This window comes from Mycolicibacterium psychrotolerans (genome assembly GCF_010729305.1).
GTDB classification, from domain to species: domain Bacteria; phylum Actinomycetota; class Actinomycetes; order Mycobacteriales; family Mycobacteriaceae; genus Mycobacterium; species Mycobacterium psychrotolerans.
Genome location: NZ_AP022574.1, coordinates 3,379,478 through 3,396,259, shown reverse-complemented (window position 1 = coordinate 3,396,259; position 16,782 = coordinate 3,379,478). Strand labels below are relative to the sequence as shown.

General features: G+C 68.5%; 15 protein-coding genes and 1 pseudogene. 4 read left to right on the top strand and 12 right to left on the bottom strand.

The window, feature by feature from the left end:
• Positions 1 to 14 precede the first annotated feature (14 nt).
• Positions 15 to 1,304, bottom strand: coding sequence for a cytochrome P450 (locus G6N45_RS16600; RefSeq protein WP_163723250.1), 1,290 nt, complete (start codon positions 1,302 to 1,304; stop codon positions 15 to 17).
• A gap of 58 nt (positions 1,305 to 1,362) precedes the next feature.
• Between G6N45_RS16600 and G6N45_RS16595 the strand changes: the two genes are divergently transcribed.
• Both G6N45_RS16595 and G6N45_RS16590 read left to right on the top strand, forming a co-directional pair.
• The gene (locus tag G6N45_RS16595; protein WP_163723249.1) at positions 1,363 to 1,986 is read left to right on the top strand and encodes a TetR/AcrR family transcriptional regulator; all 624 of its coding nucleotides are present in this window, start codon (positions 1,363 to 1,365) and stop codon (positions 1,984 to 1,986) included.
• Positions 1,987 to 2,072: 86 nt separating this feature from the next.
• Positions 2,073 to 2,912 (top strand): mycofactocin-coupled SDR family oxidoreductase, encoded by an 840-nt coding sequence (locus tag G6N45_RS16590; RefSeq protein ID WP_163723248.1) that lies wholly within the window; start codon positions 2,073 to 2,075, stop codon positions 2,910 to 2,912.
• 12 nt (positions 2,913 to 2,924) lie between these two features.
• Here the strand turns inward: G6N45_RS16590 and G6N45_RS16585 are convergent, their stop codons facing one another.
• From G6N45_RS16585 to eltD, 10 genes and pseudogenes are all read right to left on the bottom strand, one after another.
• Positions 2,925 to 3,419 (bottom strand): FBP domain-containing protein, encoded by a 495-nt coding sequence (locus G6N45_RS16585; RefSeq protein WP_163723247.1) that lies wholly within the window; start codon positions 3,417 to 3,419, stop codon positions 2,925 to 2,927.
• 202 nt (positions 3,420 to 3,621) lie between these two features.
• Positions 3,622 to 4,435, bottom strand: a pseudogene (locus G6N45_RS16580) (enoyl-CoA hydratase/isomerase family protein).
• 33 nt (positions 4,436 to 4,468) lie between these two features.
• Positions 4,469 to 4,939: a ribose-5-phosphate isomerase gene (locus G6N45_RS16575; RefSeq protein ID WP_163723246.1), complete on the bottom strand. Its 471-nt coding sequence runs from the start codon at positions 4,937 to 4,939 to the stop codon at positions 4,469 to 4,471.
• 6 nt (positions 4,940 to 4,945) lie between these two features.
• A complete protein-coding gene (derK, locus tag G6N45_RS16570; RefSeq protein WP_163723245.1) occupies positions 4,946 to 6,697 on the bottom strand; it encodes a D-erythrulose 4-kinase in 1,752 nt (583 codons plus the stop codon).
• Positions 6,694 to 7,821, bottom strand: coding sequence for an ABC transporter ATP-binding protein (locus G6N45_RS16565; RefSeq protein WP_163723244.1), 1,128 nt, complete (start codon positions 7,819 to 7,821; stop codon positions 6,694 to 6,696). Before G6N45_RS16565 ends, derK begins: the two co-directional genes overlap by 4 nt.
• Positions 7,818 to 8,924 carry an ABC transporter ATP-binding protein gene (locus G6N45_RS16560; protein ID WP_163723243.1) on the bottom strand — a complete coding sequence of 369 codons (1,107 nt, stop codon included), beginning with the start codon at positions 8,922 to 8,924 and terminating at the stop codon, positions 7,818 to 7,820. Before G6N45_RS16560 ends, G6N45_RS16565 begins: the two co-directional genes overlap by 4 nt.
• A complete protein-coding gene (locus G6N45_RS16555; protein WP_048470936.1) occupies positions 8,924 to 9,805 on the bottom strand; it encodes a carbohydrate ABC transporter permease in 882 nt (293 codons plus the stop codon). The genes G6N45_RS16560 and G6N45_RS16555 overlap by 1 nt, the downstream gene beginning before the upstream one ends.
• 4 nt (positions 9,806 to 9,809) lie before the next feature.
• A complete protein-coding gene (locus tag G6N45_RS16550; protein ID WP_163723242.1) occupies positions 9,810 to 10,766 on the bottom strand; it encodes a carbohydrate ABC transporter permease in 957 nt (318 codons plus the stop codon).
• A gap of 14 nt (positions 10,767 to 10,780) precedes the next feature.
• Positions 10,781 to 12,160, bottom strand: coding sequence for an extracellular solute-binding protein (locus G6N45_RS16545; RefSeq protein WP_163728571.1), 1,380 nt, complete (start codon positions 12,158 to 12,160; stop codon positions 10,781 to 10,783).
• A 74-nt stretch (positions 12,161 to 12,234) separates the two neighbouring features.
• Complete coding sequence (gene eltD / locus G6N45_RS16540) at positions 12,235 to 13,323, bottom strand: erythritol/L-threitol dehyrogenase (RefSeq protein WP_163723241.1); 1,089 nt, start codon at positions 13,321 to 13,323, stop codon at positions 12,235 to 12,237.
• Between the two features lie 116 nt (positions 13,324 to 13,439).
• On the opposite strand from eltD, the gene G6N45_RS16535 reads away from it, so the two are divergent.
• Both G6N45_RS16535 and G6N45_RS16530 read left to right on the top strand, forming a co-directional pair.
• Positions 13,440 to 14,483, top strand: a complete 1,044-nt coding sequence (locus G6N45_RS16535) for a sugar-binding transcriptional regulator (RefSeq protein WP_163723240.1) — start codon at positions 13,440 to 13,442, stop codon at positions 14,481 to 14,483.
• Complete coding sequence (locus G6N45_RS16530; RefSeq protein ID WP_163723239.1) at positions 14,480 to 15,271, top strand: SDR family NAD(P)-dependent oxidoreductase; 792 nt, start codon at positions 14,480 to 14,482, stop codon at positions 15,269 to 15,271. Before G6N45_RS16535 ends, G6N45_RS16530 begins: the two co-directional genes overlap by 4 nt.
• 5 nt (positions 15,272 to 15,276) lie before the next feature.
• Here the strand turns inward: G6N45_RS16530 and G6N45_RS16525 are convergent, their stop codons facing one another.
• Positions 15,277 to 16,758 carry an FGGY-family carbohydrate kinase gene (locus G6N45_RS16525; protein ID WP_163723238.1) on the bottom strand — a complete coding sequence of 494 codons (1,482 nt, stop codon included), beginning with the start codon at positions 16,756 to 16,758 and terminating at the stop codon, positions 15,277 to 15,279.
• Positions 16,759 to 16,782 lie beyond the last annotated feature (24 nt).

Below are 16,782 nucleotides of genomic sequence, written 5' to 3'. Positions count from 1 at the left end.
GATCGCCCCGACCCTCAGGTGGCCGCGGGCACCGGCGTGAATTCGACGTGGAGCTTCGTCAGGCCGCGCAGCAGGAACGTGGATTCGTAGGCGTAGTGGCGACGCCCCGGCTCGCCGTGCTCGGTCGCGTCGATGCCGAGCTCGGTGGTGCGGTCGAGCAGCCGCTGCACGGTGACGCGCCCCTCGACGCGCGCCAACGGTGCACCGGCACATGTGTGGATCCCCCGGCCGAACGCGATGTGCTCGCGGACGTTCTTCCGGTCGAGGTGGAATTCGTGGGGCTGCTCGAACTTGCGGGGGTCACGGTTTGCCGCGCCGAGACACAGCATCACGACGGTGCCGGCCGGAATGTGCACCCCGCCCAGCGAGGTGGTCCGCCGGGCGAGCCGGAAATCGACCTTGGTGGGGCTTTCCATTCGCAGCGTCTCTTCCAGGAACGGCGCGATGAGGTCGCGGTCCGAGCGCAGCAGGGCCTGCAGATCCGGCCGGTCGCCCAGCACCTGCACCGCGGCACTGAGCAGCTTGGTCACCGTCTCCTGGCCCGCGGCGAACAGGAAGGTGGCGGGCCGCACCACTTCGAGCAGGGCGGGCGTCGACCCGTCGGGATAGGTGGCCTCGGCCAGACCGCTCAGGACATCCTCGCGGGGCCGGCTGCGGCGTTCGGCGATGTAGCCGCTGAACAGATCGTCGAGGTACTGCAGTGGATTGCTGCCGACCGGCTCGTGATCCAGCGCGCCAACACGGGACCCCGGCGCGTTGCCCGCCCCGAGGTTGCGCCTGATTTCGGGGCGGTCGTGTTCGGGCACCCCGAGCAGATCGGCGATGGCCAGCGTGGCGAACGGTTTGGCGTACTCGGCGAGGAACTCGCAGCGGCCGTTGACCATGAACTCGTCGAGTTGCCTGTCGGCCAACTGCCAGATGTAGTCCTCGTTCTCCTTCAGTCGCCGCGGGGTCAGGAGCCGGCCGAGCAGAGAGCGCGCCTTGCCGTGCTCGGGTGGATCCATCACCACCATGTGCTCGAAGATCGGGAACTCATGGCGGTGCGCCTCGATCTGCTCGCTGATGTCGTCCCCGGCCGGAGTGAACGGCAGCGGAGGGAACGGGCCGCCGATCGCGTTGACGGCCGAGAAGCTCGCGACATCCTTGAAGGCCGCCTGCACTTCGGCATAACCGGTCACCGCGACGACGCCGTAGTGCGGCTCGCGGACCACCGGCCCCCGGCTGCGCAGCTGATCCCAGTAGTCATAGGGGTCCTGCGCCACGGCGGCGTCGGAGAAGTAGTCGCGCTCCGCGAGATCGCTCATTGGGTGGGCCGGCCTTTCCCATCGTTCTGATCGATCGATCAAACTGTTAGGATGCGCCATGCCTACCACGCGGCCAGCGCGCCGGTCAAGCACGCAGCCACAGGCCTCTGCCGACGGCAGCGCGCGCCTCCGGTTGATCGAAGCGACCGCGAAGATCATGCGCGACGACGGCTATGCGGCCGCGACATCGCGACGGATCGCCACCGAAGCCGGCGTCAAGCAGGCACTGGTCTACTACTACTTCCCCACCATGGACGACCTTTTCGTCGAGGTGCTGCGGACGGGCGCCGAGGTCTCGCTGGAGCGCATGCGCGCCGCACTCACCGAAGACGATCCCCTTCGCTCGCTGTGGATCATCAACAGCGACACCCGGCTCAGCGCGCTGAACACCGAGTTCATGGCGCTGGCCAACCACCGCAAGGCAATTCGCGCCGAACTCAAGGCCTACGCCGAACGGGTGCGGGACATCGAGACCGCCGCGGTGACCGTGGCGCTGCGCACCCGCGGGATCGATCTCAACGAGTATCCGCCCGTGGCGATTTCGATGCTGATCGCCCAGATCGCCCGCAGCATCTGCAACGAGGAGGCGGTCGGGGTCAGCGCCGGCCACGAGCAGATGCGGGCCCTGGTCGAGCGCTACCTCGACCGGCTGGCCGGGGCGTCGTCGACACCGGCCTCTTGACAGACACACCACCTCCTGCCACTGTTCCTGATCGATCGACAAACTTCTGCATCGGTGCCCGTCGCATCGGGAAATCGGGGTGTCACATGGCTGGTCGGGTCGAGGGCAAGGTCGCCTTCATCACCGGGGCGGCGCGGGGGCAGGGGCGCAGCCATGCGGTCCGGCTGGCCGAGGAGGGCGCCGACATCATCGCCGTCGACGTGTGCGGCCCGGTCAGCGAGGACAGTCAGATCGCGCCGGCCACCCCCGACGACCTGGCCCAGACCGCCGATCTGGTCAAGGGACGCAACCGGCGGATCGTCACCGCCGAGGTCGACGTCCGCGATTACGATGCGCTGGCCGCGGCCGTAGACAGCGGCGTCGAACAGCTGGGCCGGCTCGACATCGTGGTGGCCAACGCCGGCATCGGCAACGGCGGCCAGACGCTGGACAAGACCAGCGAGGCGGACTGGACCGACATGATCGACGTCAACCTGGCCGGGGTCTGGAAGTCGGTGAAAGCCGCTGTGCCTCATATGATCTCCGGCGGTCAGGGCGGCTCCATCATTCTCACCAGCTCGGTCGGCGGCCTCAAGGCCTACCCGCACACCGGTCACTACATCGCCGCCAAGCACGGTGTCATCGGCCTGATGCGCACCTTCGCCGTCGAACTCGGCCAGCACTTCATCCGCGTCAACGCGGTGTGCCCCACCAATGTCAACACACCGATGTTCATGAACGACGGGACGATGAAGCTGTTCCGGCCCGACCTGGAGAACCCCGGTCCCGAGGACCTGAAGGTCGCCGCGCAGTTCATGCACGTGCTGCCCGTCGGGTGGGTAGAGCCCGTCGACATCAGCAACGCGGTGCTGTTCCTCGCCTCCGACGAAGCCCGCTACATCACCGGGCTGCCGGTCACCGTGGACGCGGGCAGCATGCTCAAATAGCGCCCGCCCCCCTCAGCTCTCGGTACTGAGCACCTTGTCGACCAAAGCGTGCACCTTGCGCCGCAACTCGTCGATCTGCTGTAGGCGTATTTGTTCCAGATCGGTGTCCCGGTGATACGCAGGCGGCAGCTGCCGGACGTTGCGGGAGCATCTGAAACTCGCACAGATCAGCGTGCCGATCGTGTCCCCCTTGCGGCCTGCCGCACCACCACGGCGGACCGTGTACAGCACCGCCTCGTCGGCGAGGTTCACGTCGTTGCACCACGTGCACATGGTTCGTCCCCGCGGTGTGAGGGCAGCGCGGTTGAGCAACAGCGCCACCGGTCCGTCGGGCCGGTCGACCACAAGGTAGCCCCGGCGCGGGATCTTGGGGTCGACCCAGCCGTAGTACTCCAATCTGCTGAACTCGACATCATCGAAGTCCGCTGCGAACGTGACCTTCTTGACCTCGCTGCGGGTGGCGCCGCGGAAGGCGCCGAGAATCTCGGTACGGGTGTAGGGGTGCATCGGAGTGAAGCCATCCTGAACAGGGAACGCACCACGGTGCGCTCCGGGCGAGCGAGGACATGACGGCGCCGCCGGCCCAGAGGGTCGGCGACGGGGCGCGGTCATCTGATGTCGGCGCAAGCGCCGACGACCTCCTCGACTCGGATGTTCACACCGCCCACGATAGCGAGCGAGAGCACTCTCGGCCAAGCCATATTCGCCTTCATCGGAAACCCTTGTCCGGCAACGGTTTCCATTCCGGTGACACCGAGGCGCTCCAGCGGGGCGCACGCCGCTCGAGGAACGCGGCCACGCCTTCGCGGGCATCGGCGCCGCCCATCACCCGCTTGTGCAGTTCGGTCTCCAGCCACGCCACCTGGCGCGCACTGTAACCCTCGGTCATGGTGTCCCAGAGCAGCCGCTTGCTCAGCGCCGCCGACATCGGTGCGACGTTGACGGCGATGTCGCGCGCCACCGCCATCGCGGCCGCGAGCACGTCGCCGGCGGGAAGCGCCTTCACCGCGACACCCATCGCCACCGCCTCCCGGCCGTCGAACGTCCGGCCGGTCAGCAGCAGGTCGGCAGCCACCGCGCCACCCACCAGGCGGGGGGGTCCAGTGCGCCATGCAGTCCGGCAGCACGCCGCGGCGCACCTGTGCCACCGCGTATTTCGCGTCGGTAGCGACCACCCGAATGTCGGCCTGCAACGCGATCGTCAACCCGATTCCGATCGCGTGGCCGTTGACGGCGGCGATCACCGGGGTGCGCAGCTCGAAGGCCGCCGGATCCGTCGGCGACGCGGTGAAGGTGTCGCCGGGCGCGCCGAACGGCTCGCCGTCGGAGAAGTCGGCACCGGCACAGAACGCGTCACCGGCGCCGGTGAGCACGATCGCGCGGACCGCGTCGTCGTCGTCGCGGCGCCGATAGGCCTCGTTGAGCAGCGCGCCCATCCGTGCGGTGTAGGCGTTGCGCCGGTCCGGACGGTTCAGCGTCACCAGGGCGACTCCGTCGGTGACGGAGACGACGACGTCGGTCATGCCGGCGAACTTACCGCCGGCCCGGCGCCACCCTCAGCTGTTCGCCGGTGCCGACTCGTAGGAGCCGATGGCGTCGACCTTGCCTGCCGACGCGCTCTGCGGGTCGAACTCGTAGCCGAGCCACTCGCGGGCGAGCCTGCGGGCCAACTCGAGCCCGACGACCCGCTGCCCGAAGCACAGCACCTGTGCGTTGTTGGACAGCACCGAGCGTTCCACGGAGAAGCTGTCGTGAGCGGTGACCGCGCGGATGCCCGGGACCTTGTTGGCGCTGATGGCCACCCCCAGTCCGGTGCCGCAGACCAGCAGTGCGCGGTCGGCCTTGCCCTCGGCGATCATGCGCGCCGCCGCGACGGCGACGTGCGGATAGGCGGTGTTCTCGTCGGTGGTGACACCGACGTCGGTGACGTCGGCGACCCGGTCGTCACCGAGGAGGTCGCTCTTGAGCGCCTCCTTGTATTCGAACCCGGCGTCGTCGGAGCCGACGACGATGCGCAGACCTGCCATGGCGGGTCACTCCCCTTTCGCGGTTGTCGGGGCGGACGTGAACGTTGCGGCGACCGTGCGCAGGCACATCGCCAGGGACGTGGCGCCTGCGTCAGGTGTCCCGACGCTGCGCTCGGCGAGTGGGCGCGCCCGGCCCACCTTCGGTCGCATCTCGGCGGTGGCCGCCGCGGCCTCAGCAGCGACCTCGGCCGCTGCCCGCCACGCGTCTTGCCACGACGCGCCGTCGGCTACCCGGCGTTGCAGGTCCTCGACGAACGGAAGCAGCGCGTCGAGCATCGTCTTGTCTCCCGGCGCTGCACCGCCGAGAGACACCAACGCGTCGTAGCCGTCCCGCATTCCGGCCGCGACGGTCTGGCCGTCCGGGCGGCCGATGTCACCGACGCGGGCACCGAGAGCCGCCAGCAGGGCACCCCACAGCACACCGGAGGTACCGCCGGCCTTGGCCGCCCAGTCCTTGCCGGCCTCGGCGAGCACCGAGCCCTGACCGCCGCCGGCGGAGCGCGCACGCTCGGCGGCCGCGCGTGCCGCCACCGAGCCCTTCACCATGCCGCGACCGTGATCACCGTCGCCGGCGACCGCGTCGATCCGACCCAGCTCGTCCTCGGCATCGGCGAGCATGTCGGCCATCGCGTCCAGCGCACGGGCGACCAGCCGGGCGCCCCGGCGTCCCTCCTCGTCGGAGAGTTCGTCCAGCGCCGGGGACGACGACCCCGCCTCCAGCTCCTCGGCGGTGCGGCGTTCGCCGGCGGTACCCGGGTCCGCGGCGGCGCCCTTGCGGTAGGCGGGCGTGTCCGCCGGCGCCGTCCAGTAGCGCTCCAGTTCCTCGTCGAGCCACATCGCCGTCAGCGAGCAGCCGGCCATGTCGAGGCTGGTGACGAGTTCCCCGACCTCGGGCTCGATGATCTCGTAACCCCGCTCGCGCAGCAGCCGCGCCACGGTGCCCCAGACCACGAACAGTTCCTCGTACTTGGTGCGGCCCAGTCCGTTCAGGATGACCGCAAGACGGGTGGACTCCGCATCGGGCCGATCGGCGAGTACGCCGTCGACGAGCGTGTGCGCGAGCGACTCGGCGGTGGGCATGGGCTCGTCGGCGACGCCGGGCTCGCCGTGGATGCCCAGCCCCACGCCCATCTTGCCCTCCGGCACGGTGAACAGCGGGTGGTCGGCGCCCGGCATCGTGCAGCCGTCGAACGCGACGCCCAGCGTGCGGGTCGCCGCGTTGGCCGCTTCGGCCACCCGGACCACTCCCGCGAGGTCGAGGCCCTCCTCGGCGGCCGCGCCGGCGCACTTGAAGACCGCGAAATCGCCTGCGATACCGCGCCTTTTGTCCTCTTCCCCGCGCGGGGCGCTGGCGATGTCGTCGGTGACGGCGAAGTAATGCGCGTCGATTCCCTCGCCGCGCAGTTGCGTCACTGCCAGGCCGAAATTCATCACGTCGCCGGCGTAGTTACCGGTGGTGAGCAGCACACCGGAGTCCCCGTGCGCGGCGCGGGCCACCGATGCCGCCTCCTCGGCCGACGGCGAGGTGAAGATGTTGCCGACGACGGCGCCGTCGGCGAAGCCGGGGCCCACCGTCCCGCAGAACGCGGGATAGTGACCCGAACCGCCGCCGATGACGACGGCCACCTTGCCGGGCCGGGTCCGGTGCGCGCGGACGACGCCGCCGGGCACCCCGGCGACGTAGCGCGCGTTCGCGTCGAGGAAGCCCGTGAGCATGTCCTCGGTGAAACGGGCCGGATCGTTGTACAGCTTGGTCATCGAAGGCGCTCCCCGGAGTCTTTGTCGAACAGGTATACCCGCTCCGCCGCGGCGGTCACCGTCACCTGCTGCTCCGGCTCGTAGGTCTGCTCGGCAGGCGTCTGCACCACGATGCCCTCCTCGATGCCGGCGACCGTACTGGTCGCAAGGCCGAACTCGAGAAGATGCTCGAAGTACGCGACGGTCGCCTCGATCCCGTCGCCGCCCCGGGCGCTCAGCGCACAGTCCTGCGGCCGGATCCCGACCGTGACGTGCGTGCCGTCGGCCACGCCCGTCACCGTGGTCTCGAGGAACCCGGCGCCGGAGCCGATCTCGACCCGGGCCCGGCCGTTGTCGACCCGGGCCACCCCGGGCAGGACGTTGATCTGCGGTTCGCCGACGAACCCGGCGACGAAGAGGTTGGCCGGGTCGTCGAACACCTCGTCGGGTGTGCCGAACTGCTGCACCACCCCGCCGTCCATGACCGCGAGCCGGTCGGCCAGCGAAAGGGCCTCCACCTGATCATGGGTGACGACGATCGTCGTGTAGCCGAATTCGCGCTGCAGCACCTTCAATTCGCGGCGCACCCGGTTGCGCGCCGAGGCGTCGAGGTGGCTCAGCGGCTCGTCGAGCAGCAGCACCGGCGGGTTGCGCACCAGCGCGCGGGCCAGCGCCACCCGCTGCTTCTGGCCGCTGGACAGCCCCGCAGGACGCAGGTCGAGCAGATCGTTCATCTCCAGCCGGTCGCTGATCGAGGCGACCATCTTCTCGGCGCCCTTGACCTTGCGCGCCTTCAGCCCGTAGAGCAGGTTGTCGCGCACCGACAGCGGCGGATACAGCGCGTAACTCTCGAATCCGACCCCGATCCCGCGCTTGGCCGCGGGCAACTGCGAGATCTCCCGATCGCCGATCTTGATGGAGCCGCTGGTCACCGTCTCCAGTCCGGCGATCATCCGCAGCGTGGTCGTCTTGCCGCAGCCCGACGGGCCGAGCAGCGCCACCAGCTCCCCCGGTTCGATGTCGAGGTTGATGCCCTTGACCGCGGTCACCGCATCCCGGCCGCGGGACGCATAGGTCTTGACCAGATCGCGCAGCGTCAGGCTCTGCGCGGTCTGCTGTGCCGTCTTCTCGGTCGCGACGCTCACTGCACTGCCTCCAGAGTCTGGTCACTGAGCCGGCTGGTGTCTCCCTCACCCGGGGTGAACACGTGGACGTCGGATTCGGCGATGCGCATGGTGACCGTGTCACCCTCGCCGACGCCGTGCCGGCCCGAGGTCAGCGCGATCAGCTGTGCGCCGCCGACGTCCACGGTGAGCTCGATGTTGCGGCCGAGCCGCTCCGCGAGGAGCACCCGGCCCCGCAGGGAACCTTCGCGGGACGTGACGTGAATGTCGGACGGCCGCAGCCCGACCCGTACACGGTCGCCGCGCCGGCACGGCACGCCCGCGGGTACCGGGACGTCGAGCGAGCCGTCGCCGAGGCGGATGCGACCCTCGTCGACCACGCCGTCGAGCAGGTTGATCTCCGGCTGGCCGAGGGCACGCGCGACGAACGTGTCGGCGGGCCGGCGCCAGATCTCCTCCGGCGTACCGATCTGCATCAGCCGCCCTTCCCGCATCACCGCGATACGGTCGCCAAGCGCCAGGGCCTCCTGGTAGTCGTGCGTGACATAGATCGTCGTGGTGTTCGACATCGCGCCGAGTTGCTTGAGTTCGGCACGCATCGCCGCACGCAGCTTCGCGTCGAGGTGGCTCAGCGGCTCGTCGAGCAGGTAGACGTCCGCGGGGCGGACCAGCACGCGACCGAGGGCCACCCGCTGGCGCTGGCCGTTCGAGAGCTCCCTGGGCAGCCGGTTCTTCAGCTGGTTGATACCCAGCGTGCTGGTGACCTGATCGATCCGCTCGGCCCGATCGGCATCGGAATACCTGCCCGTCCGGCCGGATTTCAGCGGCGAGGCGAGGTTCTCGGCCACCGTCTTCTGCGGATACAGCGCGTAGCTCTCGAAGGCCATCGCGACGTTGCGGTGATACGGCTCGACCGCGGTCATGTCCACCCCGCCGATCGACACCGCGCCGGAGTCGACGTCGACCAGACCGGCGATCGACTTCAGCGTCGTGGTCTTGCCTGCCCCGCTGGGCCCGAGGATGACGAAGAACTCGCCGTCGGCGATGTCGAGCGTGACACCGTCGACCGCCGTGACGTTCTTGCCGTAGGTCTTGCGAATGTTGGTGACCGTTACCGTGGCCATCAGGCTTTCACCGCCCCGAATGACAGGCCCCGCACCAGGTATCGCTGAATGGTCAGCGCGAGGACGAGTGGTGGCAGCGCGGCGATCAGCGCCGCGGCGGCCGTGAGGTTGTAGTACGCCTGCCCGCCGCCGCCGAGGAACTTCGTGATGGCGACCGTCACCGTGCCGGCGTTGCTGTCGGCAAGGATGAGCGGGAAGACGTAGTTGTTCCAGGCGAAGATGAACGCCAGCAACGCCGCCGCGGCGATGCCCGGACGCACGATCGGCAGCGCCACCATCAGGAAGGCGCGGCGGCGCGTGTAGCCGTCCAGCAGCGCCGCCTGCTCGAGATCCTCGGGCAGATCCTGGAAGTAGGACCGCAGGATCCACACCACCAGCGGCATCGTCACCAACTGCAGCACCCAGATCATCCCGACCTTGGTGTCGAACAGGCCGATCTGGTTGTAGATCACGAACAGCGGCACGATGACCATCAGCTCCGGGGCGAACCGGAACGACAGCATCTGGAACATCAGGTCGTTGCTGCCCCTGTACTGCCAGCGGCCGGCTGCGTAGGCGGCGGGAATGCCGATCACCAGCGACACGATCACCGCCCCGCCGCAGTTGAGCAGGCTGGTCAGCAGCGAGGCCTTGAAGTCGACGCTGGTCATCTGGGTGCCCTTGTCGGACACCACGGTGGCGAAGTTCGACCACGTCGGACTGAACGAGAAGTACGTGGTGGTCTGCTGTTCGGCGTTCTTCAACGCCAGCATCAGCATCCAGAAGATCGGGAACAGGGAGAACACGAACCAGAGCACGAGCCCGACATCGGCGGCGACGGCGCCGATGGACCAGCGCCGCTGGCCGGGCTGCAGTTCTGCGCGGGACAGGTTGAGGGCCATGGGATTACGACTCCGCTCCGGCAGCGCGGCGCTGCGCTTTTCCGAGCACGCTGACCAGGTAGCGCGCGGTGATGAACACGATGATCCACAGCAGCAGCATGTAGGTGCTGCCGCGGGAGTAGTCGAGGTTGATGATCGAGTCCTCGAAGGCGCCGATCTGCAGGGTTCGGGTGGCGACGCCGGGTCCTCCCGCGGTCAGCACGAAGATGTGGTCGAACACCTTCAGGTTGTCCATGAACCGGAAGATCACCGCGACCAGGATGTAGGGCCACAGCATCGGCAGCATCAACTTGCGGAACATGTAGAACCAGCTCGCGCCGTCGACGTCGGACGCCTCGAACGGCTCCTTGGGCAGCGACCGGATCCCGGCAAGCACCAGGATCGCGACGAACGGGGTGAAAATCCAGATGTCGACCAGGATCACCGAGAACAGCGCGTTGCCCGCCGACAGCCAGTCGAACGTGTTACCCAGGCCCAGAACATGATTGAGGATGCCGAACTGCGGGTTGAACATCAGCTTCCAGATCACGCCGGCGATCACCGGGGCGATCATCAGCGGCAGGATGAGCACCTTCTCGAAGATCTTGCCGATGATGCTGGATCGGTTGAGCAGCAGCGCCAGCCCGACGCCGAGCACCGTCTCGATCGCGGTGGCGGCGATCGCGAAGATCGCGGTCACCTGGACACTCTTCCAGAACACCTTGTCGCCCAGCACCGAGGCGAAGTTCTGGAACCAGACGAACTGCGGATCCGGGTTGACCGCCGCATAGTTGAGGAACGCGTAGTACGCGCCGACGAAGAACGGGTACAGGATCCCGATGACGATCACCAGCGCGGGGATCGACAGCAGATAGGGGCGCAGCTTGCGTCGCCACGCCGGCACCTCGGGGAGCTTGCGCCCGCCGGCCGAGGCATCGGGCCGCGGCGACGCTGCGGTCGCCTTGGATGTCTGAGTGGTCATCGATGCCAGAGCTCCTAGAGATTGACCTTGGACGTGTTGGTCTTGGCGAGGCTGCGCAGGCGTGAGGCGGCGTCCTCACCGCCGTAGATGTCCTGCAGCGCGACCGCCCAGTTCTGCGTGGTGTCGAAGAACTTCTTCTGCGGGGTGAACTGGATCCGCGACTGGCCGATGACGGTCTCGAACGCCTCCAGGTAGCCGAACTGGTCGGCCGCAACGCGCTTGAACGTGGTGTCGAACACCGACTTGCGCACCGGATCGGCGTACTTGCCGCCCTCGACGGCCTTGTTCATCGACTCCTTGCCCGTCGCCCACTGGATGAACAGCCACGCGGGCAGCTTGTTGCGGGAGTTGGCGCTCATCGCCCAGCTCCACGTCCACAGGTTGGTCTTGTAGTTGCCGTCCGGGCCGGCGGGGCCGGCGTACCAGGCGATGTTGCCGGCCTCCTTGCTCGCCCCCGGCTTGTTCTTCGGGTAGGTGGCGCTGTCGGCGTCGTACACCATCATCGCCTTGCCGTCGCCGAGATCGCCGGTGGCGTTGGGATAGTCGTAGGTGGTCCACGACGTCGGCCCGGCGTCGTGCTGCATCTGGATCCACTTCTTGGTGAAGTCGATCGCGGCGTCGCTGTCCATCTCGGCGATCAGCTCGGACCCGTTCCACTTGTAGTCGACCGCACCCTCGCGGGTGTACTGGGTCATGAAGCCGGGATGGATGGTGGCCCAGGACTTCGAGCCGCGGGTGGAGATGCCGTAGCGGTTCTGCGAGCGGTCCGTGAGGTCGACGGCGAGCTGGATGAAGTCGTCCAGATTGTCGGGCAGCTTCTTGATGCCCTTCTCGTCGAACACCCGCTTGTTGTATGCCACCACATTGTTCTCGAACCCCCACGGGATGGCCCACTGCCCGCCGGTGCCCAGCGGGTTGCCCAGGGTGAAGTCCCAGCGCGTGGAGGTGCGCAGCCCGTCGAAGATGTCCTCGAAGTCGTACTCCGCGTTGGTTGCCGAGCTGTTCTGCAGCCACGGCCCGAGATCCTCGATCCAACCGGGCGGTCCGTACTGCCAGATGAAGTAGGCGCCGAGCATGAACGCGTCGTGCTTGCCCGAACCGCCGGCCAGCTCGGTGTTCAGCTTGGTGAAGTAGTCGGCCTCGGGGACCAGATCCACGTTGACGTTGATCCCCGTCAACTCGGTGAACTCCTTCAGCAGCGGCTGGTAGGACTGCTGGTACGGATGCGGGGTCTGCAGGATGTTGATCGTCGAGCCCGCGGCCTTGCGCCAGTCGAAGCCGCCCGTGACGGCGTCGGCGCCGTTGGGCGCGCTGGCCTTGCCGCCGACGCCGCACGAACTCAGCACCGGCACACTGGCCGCGGCCGCGCCGGCCACGCCAAGCGCAGCCAGCATCTGCCTGCGCGAGAACTGCGGCCCGCCAGGACCATGGGAGAAGCCATGGGAGAAACTCATCGGGTGTCCTTCGTTCAGGCGGGGATCAGGGAGACCTTGACCGATTCCTTGCCGCTGGCGACCAGGTCGAGACCCTTCTGAAACTCGGTCAGCGGAAGCTGGTGGGTGCAGATCTGATCCATGGGCAGCACGCCGGACTCGATCATCCTGATCGCCGCCGGCCAGCAGTACGGGCCCAGATGGGCGCCGAGGACGTCGAGTTCTTTGTCGTCGCTGATGATGCTCCAGTCGACCGTTACGTCGCTGCCGAACACGCCGTACTCCACATACCGGCCCAGCTTGCGTAACAGGTTGAGCCCCTGCGGAACCGCGGACGGGTGGCCGGTTCCCTCGAGGTAGACGTCGGCGCCGTAGCCGCCGGTCAGATCCTTGACGATCGCGACGGCGTCCTGCTCGGCGATGTTGATCGTGATGTCGGCGCCGCAGTGTTCGGCCAGTTCGAGTTTCTCGGGCGCCATGTCGAGGGCGATCACATGCATCGGGTTCTTGGCGCGGGCACCGGCCACCATGCCGAGGCCGATGGGTCCGCAACCGGCCACCACCACGACGTCTTCGAACATGATCTGCGCGCGTTCCACGGCGTGCAGCGAGCACGACAGCGGCTCGGCGAACGCGGCATGCTGAGGGGCCACGTCGGCAGACACCTTGTGCACCAACGCTTCTGCCGGATACACCATGTAGCTGGCCATCGCGCCGGGCGTACGCCGCTTGAAGCCGTAGAGATCGTGCGGCTGACACATGTGGTACTGGCCGCGCTTGCAGAACCGGCATTCCCAGCACGGCACGATCTGCTCTGAGACCACCCGGTCACCGACCGCGATGCCCCAGCGCTTCGCGGCGGCGTCGTCGAGATCGACCACCCGGCCCGCGAATTCGTGGCCGGGGATCACCATGGTCTCGGCCCACGCCGGGCGGTTCTCGTCGCCCCAGAACTTGGCCGCACCGTGGTAGCACTTGAGGTCGCTCGCGCAGATGCCGACCGCCTCCACCTTGATCAGCGCCTCACCGGGACCGCGTTGGGGAACCGCGACCTCCTCCAGTCGGTAGTCGTGGGGCCCGTGGCAGACGACTGCCTGCATCTTCTCGGGGATCTGAGCGGCCATCGCGTGTTCCTCCCTCTGTGTTCGCAGTCACACTAGCGAAGCCTGTGCACATCTGTCCAGAACCGATGTTCAGTGAATTTCTTTCCAGAGCAGACGTTCGATGTCATACTTTGCCCATGCCAAGGCCGGCCGCGCCCACCCCCTCCGCCGCGAAGCCGGACGGCTCCGCGTCCGAGCCCGAGAGCAGCCATTTCCCGCCCACCCTGCTCTACACCGCCGCCCGGCTCTACTACGAAGAAGACGCGACGCAGGCCGAGATCGCCGACCAGCTGGGCACCAGCCGCGCAACGGTCAGCCGGCTGCTGGCCGAGGCCAAACGCCAGGGCATCGTGCGTATCGAGGTGGTCCCCCCGGCCGATGCCGGGCCCACCGAACTGGCCGACCGACTGGCCCGCGCGCTGAACCTGAACACCGTCTACCTGTCTCCCCCGCTGCCGAACCCCGGCCCGGGGCGCAGCGTCGTCGACATCATGGGCCGGGTGCTCGCGCCCGCCGCCGCGCGTGCACTCAGCGAGGCGGGTCTGCTGCCGGGCGACGTGCTGCTGGTGTCGTCGGGACGCACCGTCTACGAACTGGCCCAGCACGACCTCACCCCGCTGCCCGGAGTGGTGGTGACGCCCACAGTCGGCGGTAACGATCAGCCCTACGAGTGGTATCAGACCAACGAGATCACCCGACTGGTCGCCAATCGCGTCGGCGGCCGCGCCAATTACCTTTTCGCACCGGCACTTCCGGGCCCCGCTCTGTACCAGTCGCTGCTCGATGACCCGAGCATCCAGCGGGTGGTGCATCAGTGGCCGCACGCCCGGTGCGCGCTGATGGGGGTGGGCGCCCCGCCGCTGACCCGCTCCGACATCCCCCAGTTCGTGCCGACCGGATCGACCTCTCTGCGCGCCGCGGTCGGTGACGTGTGTTCACGCTTCTATGACCGCGACGGCAACCCGGTGCAGTTCGACGGGGCAGAACGGCTGATCGCACTGGAGCTGGAGAATCTGCGACACATTCCGGTCACCATCGCCGTCGCGGTGGGCAGGGACAAGATCGACTCCATCACCGCCGGCGCCCGCGGCGGCTACTTCAACCGGCTGGTCACCGACCCCGGCACCGCCGAGGCACTGCTGGCGGCCAGCGACGCAGATGCAACACAGGAGGTTTCGTGACCACAGTGGCCGAGCAGCGATATGCCGGGGTGCTGCGACTCGACGGCAAGCGGGCGCTGATCACCGGCGCAGGCAAGGGCATCGGCGCCGACATCGCCCGTGCGTTCGCCGCCGCGGGCGCCGACCTGGTGCTCAGCGGCCGCGACGACGCCGAGCTGACCCGCTCCGGGCGCGTCCTCAGTGACGAGTACGGTGTCGAGGTCCGTTCGGCCGCAGTCGACCTCGCCCAGCACGACGGTCCCGCCGCCCTGACCCGCATGGCGTCGGAGGCATTCGGCGGACTCGACATCCTGGTCAACAACGCCGGCATCTCGCTGCCCGAGTCGGTGGTCGGCACCACCCCGCAGAACTTCGACGCCACCATCGCGGTCAACCTGCGCGCGCCGGCACTGCTCGCCGCGCAGATCGGAGCGTTGATGGTCGAGCAGGGCACCGGTGGGTCCATCGTCACGGTCGCCTCCGCGGCGGCGCTCGCCCCGCTGCCCGACCACTACGCATACTGCGCGTCCAAGGCCGGCCTGGTGATGGCGACCAAGGTGCTGGCGCGCGAGCTCGGTCCGCACGGCATCCGGGCCAACTCGGTCTGCCCGACGGTGGTGCTGACCGAGATGGGGCAGCGGGTGTGGGGCGAGGAGGCCAAGGCGGCACCGATGCTGGCCCGAATCCCATTGGGCCGCTTCGCCGTTCCGCACGAAGTGTCCGACGCGGTGGTGTGGCTGTGTTCCGACGCGGCGAGCATGGTCAACGGCGCCGACATCGCGATCGACGGCGGCTACACGATGGGCTGACCCCGTCAGTCGGGGTCGGTGGCGGCCAGCCGGTGCACCTGGTCACGGGTGGCGGGGTACACCTGCGCCCAGGTGGCGAACAGGTCGTCGTAGAGCGCCCGGTTGCGCGGGTCCGGGGTGATCTCCCTGGCGATCGTCGCCCAGTCGGTGTCGGGCGGCACCAGCCCGACGCCGATGCCTGCGAGCAGCGCGTCGCCGTAACTGGCGCCGATCGCCTGCTCGGGCACCAGTTGCGAACGGCCCGTCACATCGCTGATCGCCTGCGCCCACACCGGGCTCTTCAGCCCGCCTCCCACGGCGACGGTGCGGGTGGCGGCGTGTGCGTCGTCGAATCTGTCCAGGATCTGCCGGATCCCGAACGCGATGCCCTCGTACGCCGCGCGGAACAGGTGCCCCCTGCCGTGCCGCAACGTCAGCCCGGCGAGCACCCCGCGCGCCTTCGGGTCGAACACCGGGGTGCGCTCCCCCGCCAGATAGGGCAGCATCAGCAGGCCTTCGCTGCCCGCGGGCACATCGAGCGCCTCGGCCGTCAGGTCGTCGAAAGACGGTCGCCCGGTGACCGATTGCAGCCAGTTGATCATCGTTCCGGCTGTCGACGTGCCTGCGGCCAGCGCGAGCGTCTGCGGATCCACGCCCGCGGTGGTCCACAGCGCCGGATCGCTGTGGTACTCGTCGATCACCTGGACCAGGAACATGGTCGAGCCGTACATCAGCATCTGGTCGCCGGGGCGGCGCACTCCCACCGAGAAGGCCTCCGAATACGCGTCGACGGTGCCGGCGGCGACCGGCAGTCCCACCGGCAGGCCGGTCTCGCGGGCCGCTGCGGGTGTCACCCGGCCGACGATGTCGCTGGGCCACACCAGGTCGGGCAGCGGAAGCGGGCCGCAGATCCGCTCGGCCCACTCCCGGTTCCATGCGAACTCCCGGGTGGCGTACAGCGGATCGCACTGGCTCGCCGTGTGGTGGTCCATCACGTACTCGCCGGTGAGCTTCGCGGCGATGTAGGAGTTGGAGCCGTACCACCCCGCCGCGGCCGCGAACGTCTCCGGCTCGTGGTTGCGCACCCATTCGATCTTGGGCCCGACGGCCTGACTCGACAGCAGGGTGCCGGCCCGGTCGAGGATCGCATCCTGGCCGAATTCCTCGGTCAGCGAGGCGATCTCGACGTGCGCTCGGGTGTCGATGCCGTACAGGATCGCCGGCCGCAGCGGCCGAAGATCTGCGTCGCAGAGCACCAGGCACGGCCCCACTCCGCTCACGCACATCCCGGCCAGCCTCGCGTTGGCGGGCAGCTTGGCGGTCAGTGCCGTGCTGATCGCGCACACCTCGCGCCACCACACCGCGTCGGCGTCGACCTCGGCCCATCCCGGCCGGGGCAGGTTCATCGCGTGGCTGATCGTCTCCGAGGCGACCACCGTGCCGGCCGTATCGACGAGGACGCCCTTGGTGCTCCCCGTTCCCATGTCGATACCGAGCAGCATGTCCACCACCCAACCCTACGACGGCGGGCA

What these genes read in the sequence shown, in the direction of transcription:
- G6N45_RS16600 (WP_163723250.1), bottom strand. Translation starts at nt 1,304, where the DNA reads ATGAGCGATCTCGCGGAGCGCGACTACTTCTCCGACGCCGCCGTGGCG.
- G6N45_RS16550 (WP_163723242.1), bottom strand. Translation starts at nt 10,766, where the DNA reads ATGACCACTCAGACATCCAAGGCGACCGCAGCGTCGCCGCGGCCCGAT.
- G6N45_RS16585 (WP_163723247.1), bottom strand. Translation starts at nt 3,419, where the DNA reads ATGCACCCCTACACCCGTACCGAGATTCTCGGCGCCTTCCGCGGCGCC.
- G6N45_RS16575 (WP_163723246.1), bottom strand. Translation starts at nt 4,939, where the DNA reads ATGGCAGGTCTGCGCATCGTCGTCGGCTCCGACGACGCCGGGTTCGAA.
- G6N45_RS16535 (WP_163723240.1), top strand. Translation starts at nt 13,440, where the DNA reads ATGCCAAGGCCGGCCGCGCCCACCCCCTCCGCCGCGAAGCCGGACGGC.
- G6N45_RS16555 (WP_048470936.1), bottom strand. Translation starts at nt 9,805, where the DNA reads ATGGCCCTCAACCTGTCCCGCGCAGAACTGCAGCCCGGCCAGCGGCGC.
- derK (WP_163723245.1), bottom strand. Translation starts at nt 6,697, where the DNA reads ATGACCAAGCTGTACAACGATCCGGCCCGTTTCACCGAGGACATGCTC.
- eltD (WP_163723241.1), bottom strand. Translation starts at nt 13,323, where the DNA reads ATGGCCGCTCAGATCCCCGAGAAGATGCAGGCAGTCGTCTGCCACGGG.
- G6N45_RS16560 (WP_163723243.1), bottom strand. Translation starts at nt 8,924, where the DNA reads ATGGCCACGGTAACGGTCACCAACATTCGCAAGACCTACGGCAAGAAC.
- G6N45_RS16590 (WP_163723248.1), top strand. Translation starts at nt 2,073, where the DNA reads ATGGCTGGTCGGGTCGAGGGCAAGGTCGCCTTCATCACCGGGGCGGCG.
- G6N45_RS16545 (WP_163728571.1), bottom strand. Translation starts at nt 12,160, where the DNA reads ATGCTGGCTGCGCTTGGCGTGGCCGGCGCGGCCGCGGCCAGTGTGCCG.
- G6N45_RS16595 (WP_163723249.1), top strand. Translation starts at nt 1,363, where the DNA reads ATGCCTACCACGCGGCCAGCGCGCCGGTCAAGCACGCAGCCACAGGCC.